We start from the raw sequence: 12,913 nt of genomic DNA, 5'->3' as shown, positions 1-12,913 counted from the left end.
CCCGGAGGCCCGAGCAGCCCGCCCCAGTCCGCCCGCGCCCCCAGCCGCCCTCCGGCCGGCTCAGCGCCGGGCATATTCGCGGAAGCCACGGCCCGTCTTGCGGCCGAGGCAGCCCGCGGCCACCAGGTGTTCGAGCAGCGGCGCGGGGGCCAGCCCCGGGTCGCGGAACTCGCGGTGCAGCACCTTCTCGATGGCCAGCGAGACATCCAGGCCGACGACGTCCAGGAGCTCGAAGGGCCCCATGGGGTAGCCGCCGCCGAGCTTCATCGCGGCGTCGATGTCGTCGAGCGAGGCGTAGTGCTCCTGGACCATCTTGATCGCGTTGTTGAGGTAGGGGAACAGCAGCGCGTTCACGATGAAGCCGGCGCGGTCGCCGCAGTCCACCGGGTGCTTGCGGACGCGTGCGCACACCTCGCGGACCGTGGCGTGCACGTCGTCCGCGGTCAGCACGGTGCGGACCACTTCGACCAGCTTCATCGCCGGGGCCGGGTTGAAGAAGTGCATGCCGATCACGTCGCGCGGGCGCGTGGTGGCGCGGGCGCAGGCCACCACCGGCAGCGAGGACGTCGTGGTCGCGAGGATCGCGCCGGGCTTGCAGACCTTGTCGAGCGCCTGGAAGAGCTGCTGCTTGACCTCCAGGTCCTCGGCGACGGCCTCCAGCGCCAGGTCCACGTCGGCGAACGCCTCGTAGGACCCGGCCGGGGTGATCCGCTCCAGCGTCAGGGCGGCGGCCTCGGCCGTCATCCTTCCCTTGTCCACGGAGCGCGCGAGGGACTTGCCGATCCGGGCCTTGGCCGTCTGCGCCTTCTCGTCGGTGCGGGCGGCGAGGACCACGTCGTAACCGGCCTTGGCGAAGACCTCCGCGATGCCGGACGCCATCGTCCCCGAACCGGCGACGCCCACGGAGCGCACCGGGCGGCCCTCGACACGCCCCTCGCCCGCGAGCGGGGTCAGGGCGTCGGGCACCACGTCCGCGCTGCCGGGCGCGGCGTAGGTGTAGAAGCCGCGGCCCGTCTTGCGGCCGGTCAGGCCGGCCTCGCTGAGCTGCTTGAGGATCGGGGCGGGCGCGTGCAGCCGGTCGTGCGACTCGGCGTACATGGCCTCGAGGACGGTGCGGGCGGTGTCCACGCCGATCAGGTCGAGCAGCGCGAGCGGGCCCATCGGCAGGCCGCAGCCCAGCCGCATCGCCGCGTCGATGTCCTCGCGGGAGGCGTACTTCGCCTCGTACATCGCGGCGGCCTGGTTGAGGTAGCCGAAGAGCAGCCCGTCGGCGACGAAGCCGGGCCGGTCGCCGACCGCGACGGGCTCCTTGCCGAGGGCCTGCGCCAGCTCGGTCACCGAGGCGACGGCGGCGGGGGAGGTCAGCACGGACGAGACGACCTCGACGAGCTTCATCGCGGGCGCCGGGTTGAAGAAGTGCAGGCCCAACACGCGCTCTGGGCGCGCCGATTCGGCGGCGAGCCGGGTCACGGACAGCGCGTTGGTGCCGGTCGCGATGATCGTCTCGGGACGCACCACCGCGTCCAGCTCCCGGATGACCTGCTGCTTGATCTCGTACGACTCCGGGACGACCTCGATCACCAGATCGGCCTCGGCCGCGGCCCGGAGGTCGGTGAAGGTGCGGAAGCGGGCGAGGACGTCGCGCCGCTCCTCGTCGGTGAGCTTCTCGCGGCGCACGGCCCGCGCGGTGGAGGCCTCCAAGGACGCCACCGCCCGCGTGGCCGCCGCCTGGCTGATGTCGATGCCGATGACCTCGCGGCCCGCGCGGGCCAGGACCTCGGCGATTCCGGTGCCCATGGTGCCCAGACCGATGACGGCGACCGTGTTCAGGGGAGTGTCCATGCGTGGACTCCTGGTAAGAGAGTGACGACTGAGGGGCGCACGCGGACACGTGACTGTCGCGGGGCGTGCGGGAAGGCGGGTGTCGTGTCCGGGCGGCGTCGCTGCGCCCACGCCCGGTGAGGCCGGCCGGCTCTGTCCCGGAGCCATGCCGTACTGGGGCGGACAACCGGAAAGATCCGGGATGTCCGCGGTACCGAACCGACGTGCATCCATGACGGCTGCGTCACCAGGCCGTCATGAGGAGGTGCTCACGGGGAGTGTGCCCCGCTCACATGAGATTAACCGCCGGGTAACGAGCGCGCCAGCCCGTCCGGATCCCCGATCCCTGTGATCTACGTCGCGACCGGCGCGCAAGGCTTAGGCTCGCGGCCATGGATGAGGAGTTGCGCACGGTGGTGGAGCGTTTACGCCGTGAGGCGGGGGCCTCGCGGGAGTACGAGAAGCTGGCCGCGACCGGCGACCTCGACGAGCTGGCCGAGGTGCTGGTCTCCCCCGGCCGCCCGCTGTGGGCGCGGGAGTTGGCGGCGGTGCGGCTCGGTGTCGCCGGCGACCGCAGGGCCTTCGAGTCGCTCGTCCTCTTCCTCAACCACCGCGATCCGCCGCGCTGCGCCGCCGCGGCCCACGCCCTGGCCCGCCTCGGCGACCCGCGCACCGCCCGCGCGGCAGCGGCCCTCGCGACGAACGAACTCCGCGTCGCCTACGCCCTCCACCCGGTGCGGCTGCTCACGGAGCTGCGCGCCCCCGAGTCGGCCCCGGCGCTGATCACCACCCTGCGCCGCAGGCTCGCCCCGCACGACCCCTACGGGAAGATCGCCCTCGCCTGCGTGGAGGGACTCGGCGCCCTGGGCGACGCCCGGGCCCGCCCGGTGCTGAGCGAGGCCCGGGCCCACCCCCGGCTCGCGGCGGCAGCGGCGGCGGCACTGGCGCGGCTGCCGGAGTGAGGCGGGCCCGGCGCCCGTTCGCCACGGCCCGCCGGACCCGCCGCGCCTCGGGACGCCGACGCGGGTCAGTCCGCCCGGACCCGCGGGACGGGCCAGGGCACCGCCGACGCCCCGCGCCCGCCGCGGGCGGGGCCGTGCCCGGCGCGGGCCGGCTTCGGCTCGGGCGGCGCGTCGCACACGGCGTCCGCCTCGGCGGCCGGCGCGCCGCCCCCGTCCGGCACCTCGCCGCTCGCCAGGTAGGCCGTCAGGTGCCGGTCGAGGCAGTCGTTCCCGCGCAGTGAGACGCCGTGGTTGCCGCCGCCCCGCTCGACCACGAGGCGGGAGCCGGCCAGCTTGCGGTGCAGGGTGACGGCGCCCTCGTACGGCGTGGCGGGGTCGTCGGTGGCCTGGAGCAACAACACCGGCGGGAGGGCGGAGTTGGAGACGTCGGGCTGGCTGAGGTGGTACGTCGGCCAGAAGGCGCACGGCGCGTTGTACCAGGCGTTGTTCCAGGTGGAGAACGGTGCCTTCGCGTACGTCCGGGCGTTGTCCTCGCGCCACGTCTCCCAGGAGCGGGGCCACAGCGCGTCGCGGCACTGGATGGCCGTATAGACGCTGTAGCTGTTCTCGCCCGCCGCGTCGGTGGCGCCGAGGCTCTCGTACGCCTTGAGGAGCGGACCGGCGTCCTTGTCGTTCGTGTACGCGGCGAACGCCTCGGCCAGGCGCGGCCAGTAGCCGTTGAAGTAGCCCCCGGGCAGGAAGGTGTCCTCCAGTTCGGCGGCGCCCACCTTCTTGCCCGCGGGCCTGCGGGCGAGCGCGTCGCGCATGGCGTACCACTTGGCCTCGATCCGGGCGGGGTCCTTGCCGAGCCGGTACGCCGCGTCGTGCCGGGCGATCCAGGCCATGAGCGCCTTGTGCCGGGCGTCGAAGGCGTGATCCTGGCGCAGGTTCCCCTCGTACCAGACGCCCGTGGGGTCGACCAGGGAGTCCAGCGCCATGCGGCGCACCCGGTGCGGGTACAGCTTTCCGTAGACGGCGCCCAGGTAGGTGCCGTACGAGTAGCCGAAGTAGTTGAGCCGCTCGGCGCCGAGGGCCGCGCGGATGGCGTCCATGTCCTGCACCGTGCTCACCGTGTCGATGAACGGCAGGACGTGCCCGTGCTTCGCCGCGCATCCCCGGGCGAAGGCGCGGGCCCGGTCGAGGTTGGCCCGCTCCAGGGCGGGCGTGCGCGGAAGGCTGTCGGGCCGGACGGGGGCGAAGTGCCCGGGGCGGCAGTTGAGGGCCGGCCTGCTCCGGCCGACGCCGCGCGGGTCGAAGCCGATGACGTCGTACTGCGCGGCCACGTTCTTCGGCAGCGCGTTCGCCACGAAGCCGGCCATGGCGAGGCCGCCGGCCCCCGGACCGCCGGGGTTCACCAGGAGCGGCCCCTGGAACGTGTCCGCGGTGTGCGGTACGCGCGACAGGGCGAGGGTGATCTTCTCGCCGTCCGGCTCCCGGTGGTCGAGCGGGACCTTCAGCGAGGCGCATTGCAGCGAGGGGTGGGCCTTCGTGGAGCACGCCTGCCACGCGAGCGGGGCGTGCGCGGGGCGCGCCCGCTCGTAAGGAGGCGGCGCGGCGACGGCCGGCCCGACGAGCGCGGTGAGCGCGGTGAGGGAACAGAGGGCGACGGCGCTTTTCTTCATCGGCTTCCCAGGACGAGGGTGCGGGCCGTGCCCGCCACGACCTCTGGCGCATCGTCCCGGACATCACGGCCGCGGGGTCGCGGTTGCGCCGAGGAAGTACCTGAAAGGAGCACGCCGATGCCTCGGCGGCCCCGCCGCCTACAGCAGTGTGAGCTGTGTGGGCCCGGCCGCCGGCTCCTCGGGTGCCCGTACGCGGCGCGGGGCGCCCGCGCGCGTGGGGCCGATGCCGAACTCCTCGGCCAGCTCGTGCACCTGCCGTGTGACGCGCCGCTGGTACCACTTGGGGGCGTAGGCGCCCTCCGCGTACAGCCGCTCGTAGCGCCGCACCAGGTGGGGGTGGTGGGTGCCCACCCACGCCATGAACCACTCCCGGGCGCCGGGCCGCAGGTGCAGGACGAGCGGTGTCACGGAGGTCGCCCCGGACGCGGCGATGGCCCGCACCGTGGCGCGCAGCTGATCGGGGTGGTCGCCGAGGAAGGGGATGACCGGCGCCATCAGGACCCCGCAGCCGATGCCGTGGCCGGTCAGGGTGCGCACGACGTCCAGGCGCCGCTCGGGGGCGGGCGTGCCCGGCTCGACGGTGCGCCACAGCTCCTGGTCGATGAAGCCGACGGAGACGGAGATGCCGACGTCGGTCACCGCGGCGGCCTGCCGCAGCAGATCGAGGTCGCGCAGGATGAGCGTGCCCTTCGTCAGGATGGAGAAGGGGTTGCCCCTCTCGCGCAGCGCCGCGATGATCCCCGGCATGAGGCGGTAGCGGCCCTCGGCGCGCTGGTAGCAGTCGACGTTCGTGCCCATGGCGATGTGGTCGCCGTGCCAGCGGGGCGAGGCCAGCTGGCGCCGCAGCAGCTCGGCGGCGTTGACCTTGACGACGATCTGGCTGTCGAACCCGAGGCCGGTGTCCAGGTCCAGATAGCTGTGGGTCTTGCGGGCGAAACAGTAGACGCACGCGTGCGTGCAGCCCCGGTACGGGTTGACCGTCCATTCGAACGGCATGCGGGAGGCACCCGGCACGCGGTTCACGATCGAGCGGGCCCGGATCTCGTGGAAGGTGATCCCGGCGAACTCGGGGGTGTCGAACGTCCGTGTCGTCACCGCGTCCGCGCCGAACAGCGCGGGATCGGCGGTGCCCTGACGCGGCCCGTCGGAGAGATTCTCCCAGCGCATGACGCCTCCTCGGTAGAACTGACCCCAGAATAGAACATACGTTCCCTTGATCGTGCGACCCGGAGCTCCGCGCCCCGAGCGAGAGAGCACCTCGCCGCGCCGGAGGCGTCCCGCCCGACAGCCGACACGCACGACCCGATTGCTGACACGCACTAACGGAATCACCGGGTCCGGTGACGGGCGGGGCGAACGCACGATGCATGATCGGACGCATGCCCGTCGAGTTCCTGTCCGTCGCCGCCCTGGCCGTCGTCCTGATCTGTGCCGTCGTGCGTCCCTTCGGACGCCCCGAGGCCGTCTTCGCCGTACCGGCCGCCGCCGTCGTGATCGCGGCCGGCGCGATCACGCCGGCCGACGTGCGCGACGAGGCGGCCCGGCTCGGGCCGGTGATCGGCTTCCTGGCCGCCGTACTCGTGCTCGCCAAGCTCTGCGCCGACGAGGGGCTCTTCCACGCCTGCGGCACCTGGATGGCGCGCCGGGCCGGCGGACGGCCCCGCCGGCTGCTCGCCGCCGTCTTCGGCCTGGCCTCGGTGATCACCGCGGCGCTGAGCCTGGACGCCACCGTGGTCCTGCTCACCCCGGTGGTCTTCGCCACCGCCACCCGCATGGGCGCCCGGCCCCGGCCGCACGTCTACGCGAGCGCCCACCTCTCGAACACCGCGTCCCTGCTGCTCCCGGTCTCCAACCTGACGAACCTCCTCGCGTTCACCGCCACCGGCCTGAGCTTCACGCGCTTCGCGCTCCTGATGACCTTGCCGTGGCTGGTCGCCATCGCGGTCGAGTACGCCGTCTTCCGGCGCTACTTCGCCGCCGACCTCGACGCCCCGACCGACGCCGACGAGAGCGCGGAGCCCCCTCGGATGCCGCGCTTCGCCCTGGTGACCGTCGCGGCCACGCTCGCCGGGTTCGCGGTCGCCTCCACCGTCGGCGTCGACCCGGCCTGGGCCGCCGCGGCCGGCGCGGGCGTGCTCACCGTGCGCGCCCTCGTGCGGCGGCGCACGACCCCCGCCGCGATCGTGCGCGCCACCTCGCTGCCGTTCCTCGCCTTCGTCCTCGCCCTCGGCGTCGTCGTGCGGGCCGTGGTCGACAACGGCCTCGGCGACGCGCTCGGGCGGGTGCTGCCCGACGGCACCGCCCTGCCCGCGCTGCTGGGCACCGCCGCCCTCGCCGCGCTCCTCGCCAACGTCATCAACAACCTGCCCGCCGTCCTCGCCCTGGTCCCGCTGGCCGCGCCCTCCGGCCCCGGCGCGGTCCTCGCCGTACTCATCGGCGTGAACATCGGGCCCAACCTCACCTACGCAGGCTCCCTCGCCACCCTGCTCTGGCGCCGCATCGCCCACCAGCACCAACACCGCGTCGGCCTCAAGGAGTTCACCGTCCTCGGCCTGCTCACCACCCCCGCCGCCCTCGTCCTGTCGACCCTCGCGCTGTGGCTCTCGCTGCGCCTCCTGCCGGGCTGAGCGCGCCCTGGGCGGGGACCCGATTTGGGGGGCCGGAGCGCAGGGTGGTTGGCTCTCCCTGAACTCCCCGAGAAACCAAGTGCTGGAGGAAGCAATGGCGCAGGTCGAGGCGACCACGGAGCGGATCATCGCGGCACAGCCGGACGACGTCTTCGACGCACTGGCCGACTACAACGGCACGCGCGGAAAGATCCTTTCGGAGCACTTCAGCGAGTACGAGGTGCGCGAGGGCGGCGACGGCGAGGGCACCCTCGTCCACTGGAAGCTCCAGGCCACCAGCAAGCGCATCCGCGACTGCCTCCTGGAGGTCACCGAACCCACCGACGGCGAGCTGGTCGAGAAGGACCGCAACTCCTCCATGGTCACGACATGGCGGGTCACCCCGGCCGGCGAGGGCAGGGCGCGGGTGGTCGTCACCAGCGTGTGGAACGGCGCCGGCGGCATCGGGGGCTTCTTCGAGCGGACCTTCGCCCCCAAGGGACTCGGCCGGATCTACGACACGGTCCTCACCAACCTCGCCGCCGAGGTGGAGAAGTAACTTTTCACGCTCACCGTTTCGAGTGGTCTTCTGTTCGGCTCCGTTGTACGCCGTAGGGCTCCGACCGGCGCATACGCCCGCGTAACCCCGGAAAAGGCCGACTCGTCGCGCTTGCTCACCGTTGTCGCGCAATGCGAGAAAGCAGGCGGCGCAGGCGCGACGAGGGGAGCGGTACGTGGGTGGGACGACGCTGGTGAAGGCCGCGGGGCGGGGCGACGAGGCGGCTGCCCCGGCCCCCGGCGCACGACAAGCGGGGCAGCAGCCGCCCCCGGCGCCCGGCCCGCCCGCGCGCGAGCTGGGCCCGCGCCGTGTGCGCCTGGTCTTCTGCGGGCTGATGCTCGCCCTGCTGCTCGCCGCCCTGGAGCAGATGATCGTCGCCACCGCGCTCCCCAGAATCGTCGGTGAGCTGCACGGCCTGGACCGCATGTCCTGGGCGATCACCGCCTATCTGCTCACCTCCACCATCACCCTGCCCGTCTACGGCAAGCTCGGTGACCTCTTCGGGCGCAAGGGCGTCTTCCAGTTCGCCATCGTCGTCTTCGTCGTCGGCTCCGCGCTCGCCGGGTGGTCGCGGACGATGGACCAGCTCATCGCCTTCCGCGCCCTCCAGGGCATGGGCGCGGGCGGCCTCATGATCGGCGTCCAGGCGATCATCGCGGACATCGTGCCGCCCCGGCAGCGCGGCCGCTACATGGGCCTCATCGGCGCCGCCTTCGGCCTCGCCTCGGTCGCCGGCCCGCTGCTCGGCGGCTTCTTCACCGACCACGCCTCCTGGCGCTGGTGCTTCTACTTCAACGTGCCGTTCGGCCTGGTCACCCTCCTCGTGATCACCCTCGTGCTGCACCTGCCCAAGCCCGCCGCCAGGGGCCGGCTCGACGTGCTCGGCGCGCTGCTGCTGGCCGCCGCCTCCACCTGCCTGGTGCTGCTCACCAGCTGGGGCGGGACCCAGTACGCCTGGGGCGACCGCGTCATCCTCGGCCTGGGCGCCGGCGCCGTCGTGACGAGCCTGCTCTTCCTCGTCGCGGAGCGCCGCGCCCCGGAACCGATCATCCCGCCGCGCCTGTTCCGCGACGCGGTCTTCAACCTCACCTCGCTCATCGGCATGGTCGTCGGCGTCGGCCTCTTCGGGGCCGCCAGCTATCTGCCGACCTTCCTCCAGATGGTCGACGGGGCGAGCGCCACCGAGTCCGGCCTGCTGATGCTGCCCATGATGGGCGGCGTCGTGGGCGCCTCGATCCTCTCGGGACAGCTCATCAGCAGGACCGGGCGCTACAAGATCTACCCCGTGCTCGGCGGCGCCCTGTCCGCCGTCGGCATGTGGCTGCTCTCCCGGCTCGAGACCGGCACCGCACGGCTGGAGTACAGCGTCTGGATGGCCGTGCTCGGCGCGGGCATCGGCCTGGTCATGCCCGTGCTGATCCTCGCCGTGCAGAACGCCGTCCGCCCCGCCGACCTCGGCACCGCGACCAGCGCGCACAACTACTTCCGGCAGATCGGCGGCAGCGTGGGCGCCGCGATCTTCGGCACGCTCTTCGCCGACCGGCTCGCCGACGCGCTGGGTGACCGGCTGCCCGCCGGATCGCACGCCTCCTTGCCCGACCCCGAGTCCGTCACCCCCCAGCTCGTCCACGTGCTGCCCGCGCCCCTGCGCGAGGGCTACATCCAGGCGTACGCCGACGCGATGCCGCGGATCTTCCTCTATCTGGTGCCGGTGCTCGTCCTCGGCACGCTGCTCGCCTTCTTCCTCAAGGAGACCCCCCTGTTGTCCAGCGCCCCTTCCCCCGACGCGCCCACCGCCGAGCCCGCGCCGATCCCGCACGCCCGTGCGACGGCGCACGCGGCCGGGATCCCGGTCTGCGGCACCGTGCAGCACCCCGACGGGAGCGTCGTGCCCCGCGCGGCCCTCACCCTCATCGACGTGGCCGGGCAGCAGATCGGGCGCGGTGCCAGCGGCGTGGACGGGCGGTACGCCCTGTCGACGCCCGGCTCGGGGTCGTACGTGCTGATCGCGGCGGCGGGCGGCCACCAGCCGCAGGCGGTCACCGTCACCGTCGGCGAGCGGCCCGTCGAGCTGGACGTGGTCCTCGGCGGCGCGGGACGCCTCGCGGGGACGGTGGTGACCGCCGACGGCACACCCGTCAGGGACGCCGCCGTCACCCTCACGGACGTCCGCGGCGACGTCGTCGCCACCACCCGCAGCGGCCGCGAGGGCGGCTATGTCATCACCGAGCTGGTGGCCGGCGAGTACACCCTCGCGGCGAGCGCCCCGGCGTTCCGGCCCGCCGCGCTGCCCGTCACCGTGCAGGCCTCGCGGGAGACCCGCCAGGACGTGGAGCTGGCCGGCGGCGCCGTGCTGCGCGGCACCGTGCGGGCGGGCGGCGGACGGGCCGTCGAGGACGCGCGCGTAACGCTGCTCGACGCCGCGGGCAACGTCGTCGACACCCTGACCACCGGCGCGGACGGCACCTTCCGCTTCGTCGACCTGTCGTCCGGCGAGTACACCGTCATCGCGGCGGGCTACCCGCCGGTCGCCACGGTCCTCCAGGTCGCGGGCGGCGGCCGCACCGAGCGGGACCTCCAACTGGGGCACGCGGACTGACGTACGGGCAAAGACTGCCCCAGGGGCCCGAGGGGGGCGTACGCCGGGGGAATTCCGGCCGAGGTCAATTCCGGCATTGCACCACACGACAACCCGTGACGGCCGTACGGTGGTTGCCGGTGGCCCAGATCTTGCGCCGCCGCGGGAAGGAGCATGCGCCATGGAGCGAGGCACTCCGGACGAGCCGGTGACGACGGGTGCCGTGGCCGGCCGCATCCCGCTGGCCGTGGTCGTCGTGGACGGCGCGGGTCTCGTCTCGCACTGGAGCGTCGGCGCGCGCCGCCTGTTCGGGTACCCCAAGGAGGAGGCCGTGGGCCGCCCCGCGGGCGACCTGCTCCCCGTCCACGGCGCGCTCCCCGAGGACCGCGAGCCCCGCGGGGCGTACGACGGTCTCGGGCCCGACCTGGAGACCTCCCTCGGCGGAGGGATCTCCTACCCGGCCGCCGGACGCGCCCGGCTGACCGGGCCGGGGCGCGCGGACGGGCGGGTCGACGTGCTCTGGTGGGCCTACCCGCTGATCGGCCCCGGCCCCGAGCGGCTCCTCGTGCTCGCCGCCGACACCGCCGGGCTGGCGCCGCCCGACAGCGAGGGCGGCACGGACGAGCGGGGCGAGCAGGGCGAGCGGATCACGCCCGGCTTCGCCCTGCACACCGACTTCCCCGGCGCCGAGGAATTGGCGGGCCGGCTGCCCGAGATCCTGCCGAGCATGAGCGTGGACGAGAGCTCCCGCATCGTCGCCCAGGTGCTCGAACTGGGCTATCCGGTCCTGGAGTTCAGCCGGCACGACCGGATCCCCGTCACCCCCGACTGGGGCGTGGCCCGCCGGGCCGAGCGCGAGGCCCGCAAGCGGCGCGTCCAGCAGGCCGCCGCCCGCGGCCTGCCGACGGCCGCGCCCGGCGCGAACGGCGTGTACGACGGGAGCGACGACGAGAGCGAGGACCTCGAGTACGCGGCGGTGCGCGAGCGCCTCGAATTCCTCAACGAGGTCAGCGGCCGCATCGGCTCCTCGCTCGACCTCTCGCACACCATCCTGGAGGTCAGCCGGGCCGTCGTGCCGCGGTTCACGGACGTCGCCGGCACCTATCTGCGCGAACAGGTCGTCGCGGGCGAGGGCTTCCCCGAGGGGCCGCCGGACGAGACCACCCTCTGGCACCGGGTCGCCGTGGAGCACACCGACGAGCCCGGCCGCTGGGACGACGTGGTGCCGGTCGGCGAGTCCATGCCCTTCCCCGCCCACACGCCGTTCTTCCAGTGCATGACCTCGGGCGACCCGGTGCTCGTGCCGCGCATCACCGAGGAGATGGGCAACGCCATCGCCTCCCAGTTCGAAAAGCGTGACATCCGCCCGCTGATCAACCACCGCTCGATGCTCGTCGTACCGCTGAAGGCCCGCAATGTGGTGCTCGGCTTCATGATCCTGCTGCGCCACCGCGAGCGGCCCGTCTTCAACGACATGGACCGCGTCACCGGCGCCGAACTGGCCGCGCGGGCCGGCCTCGTGCTGGACAACGCCCGGATGTACACCTACCAGGAGTCCGTCGCCGACACCCTCCAGGACAGCATGCTGCCGCACATCCGGCCCCGCATGTCCGGCTGCGACATCGCCACCCGCTACCTGCCCGGCACGCTCCTCGGCCGCGTCGGCGGCGACTGGTTCGACTCCGTCAAACTGCCCGGCTCCCGCACCGCGCTCGTCGTCGGCGACGTGATGGGCCACGGCCTGAACTCCGCCGCGATGATGGGCCAGATGCGCACGGCCGTACAGACCATGGCCGCCCTCGACCTGCCGCCCGAGCAGCTCCTGCGCAATCTCGACGACCTCGCCCAGCGCCTCGGCGAGCACTACCTCGCCACCTGCCTCTACGCGGTCTACGACCCGATCGCGGGCGAACTCCATCTCGCCAACGCCGGCCACATCCCGCCCGTGCTGGTCCGCGCGGCGGACGGCCGCAGCGAACTCCTCGACCTGCCCACCGGGGCGCCCATCGGCGTCGGCGGCGTCCCCTTCGAGTCCGTCCGCGTGCGGGTGGCGCCCGGCGACCGGCTGCTGATGTGCACCGACGGCCTCGTGGAGGTCCGCGGCGAGGACATCGGCGTCGGACTCGCCACGCTCACCGAGTCCGCCGCGCACCCCGCCGCCTCCATGGACGAGGCCTGCGACGCGATCATCCGGGCGCTCGCCACGACCTTCCCGGACACGGCCGGCGGCGGTCGCAAGGACGACGTGGCGCTCCTGATGGCCCGGCTGAACGGCATCGCCGCGCACGACGTCGCCCACTGGCGCCTCACTCCCGACCCGGGCGAGGTGGGCCGGGCCCGCCGACTGGTCCGCGCCCAGCTGCGGACCTGGTCCCTGGACGCCCTCGGCGAGAGCGCGGAGCTGCTGGTCAGCGAGCTGGTCACCAACGTCGTGCGGCACTCCCGCAGCACCCGTCTCGACCTGCGCCTGGTGCGCTCCGGGACGCTGCTGTGCGAGGTCGAGGACGACGACCACACCCTCCCCGCGCTGCGCGGCGCGGGCCCCGGTGACGAGTTCGGGCGCGGCCTGCGGGTCGTCAGCTCGCTCGCCAAGGAGTGGGGCACGAGCCGGACGAACTCCGGCAAGACCGTCTGGTGCGAACTGACGCTGCCCCGCCGGTAGCCGGTAGCCGGTAGCCGGTAGCCGGTAGCCGGTTGGAGCGGGGCGCGTGGAGCGCGGGCCCGGC

The 12,913-nt window shown here is 73.6% G+C and carries 8 protein-coding genes; 5 read left to right on the top strand and 3 right to left on the bottom strand.

The genetic code is table 11. The features are described 5' to 3' along the window. Nucleotides 1–60: 60 nt before the first annotated feature. Nucleotides 61–1,842, bottom strand: coding sequence for a 3-hydroxyacyl-CoA dehydrogenase family protein (locus ACZ516_RS10425; protein ID WP_361083897.1), 1,782 nt, complete (start codon nucleotides 1,840–1,842; stop codon nucleotides 61–63). Between the two features lie 371 nt (nucleotides 1,843–2,213). Here ACZ516_RS10425 and ACZ516_RS10420 point away from each other — a divergent pair, with 371 nt between their 5' ends. Further along, nucleotides 2,214–2,783, top strand: a complete 570-nt coding sequence (locus tag ACZ516_RS10420) for an adenylosuccinate lyase (RefSeq protein ID WP_358909245.1) — start codon at nucleotides 2,214–2,216, stop codon at nucleotides 2,781–2,783. A 65-nt stretch (nucleotides 2,784–2,848) separates the two neighbouring features. On the opposite strand, the gene ACZ516_RS10415 is transcribed toward ACZ516_RS10420, so the two are convergent. Then, on the bottom strand, nucleotides 2,849–4,444 hold the full coding sequence (locus tag ACZ516_RS10415; protein ID WP_469009574.1) for an alpha/beta hydrolase: 1,596 nt from the start codon (nucleotides 4,442–4,444) through the stop codon (nucleotides 2,849–2,851). Between the two features lie 138 nt (nucleotides 4,445–4,582). After that, nucleotides 4,583–5,611, bottom strand: coding sequence for an Rv2578c family radical SAM protein (locus tag ACZ516_RS10410; RefSeq protein ID WP_469009572.1), 1,029 nt, complete (start codon nucleotides 5,609–5,611; stop codon nucleotides 4,583–4,585). Nucleotides 5,612–5,823: 212 nt separating this feature from the next. Here ACZ516_RS10410 and ACZ516_RS10405 point away from each other — a divergent pair, with 212 nt between their 5' ends. From ACZ516_RS10405 to ACZ516_RS10390, 4 genes are all read left to right on the top strand, one after another. Next, nucleotides 5,824–7,071, top strand: coding sequence for an SLC13 family permease (locus ACZ516_RS10405; protein WP_358589766.1), 1,248 nt, complete (start codon nucleotides 5,824–5,826; stop codon nucleotides 7,069–7,071). A gap of 94 nt (nucleotides 7,072–7,165) precedes the next feature. Next, nucleotides 7,166–7,609 carry an SRPBCC family protein gene (locus tag ACZ516_RS10400; protein ID WP_361084130.1) on the top strand — a complete coding sequence of 148 codons (444 nt, stop codon included), beginning with the start codon at nucleotides 7,166–7,168 and terminating at the stop codon, nucleotides 7,607–7,609. Nucleotides 7,610–7,784: 175 nt separating this feature from the next. Next, a complete protein-coding gene (locus ACZ516_RS10395; RefSeq protein WP_469009570.1) occupies nucleotides 7,785–10,208 on the top strand; it encodes an MFS transporter in 2,424 nt (807 codons plus the stop codon). A 160-nt stretch (nucleotides 10,209–10,368) separates the two neighbouring features. Continuing rightward, a complete protein-coding gene (locus ACZ516_RS10390) occupies nucleotides 10,369–12,849 on the top strand; it encodes a SpoIIE family protein phosphatase (RefSeq protein ID WP_469009568.1) in 2,481 nt (826 codons plus the stop codon). Nucleotides 12,850–12,913: the final 64 nt, after the last annotated feature.

Source organism: Streptomyces sp. NPDC034037 (assembly GCF_055575715.1).
Note: the sequence above shows the minus strand (reverse complement) of the source record. Positions and strands in the feature narration are given on the sequence as shown.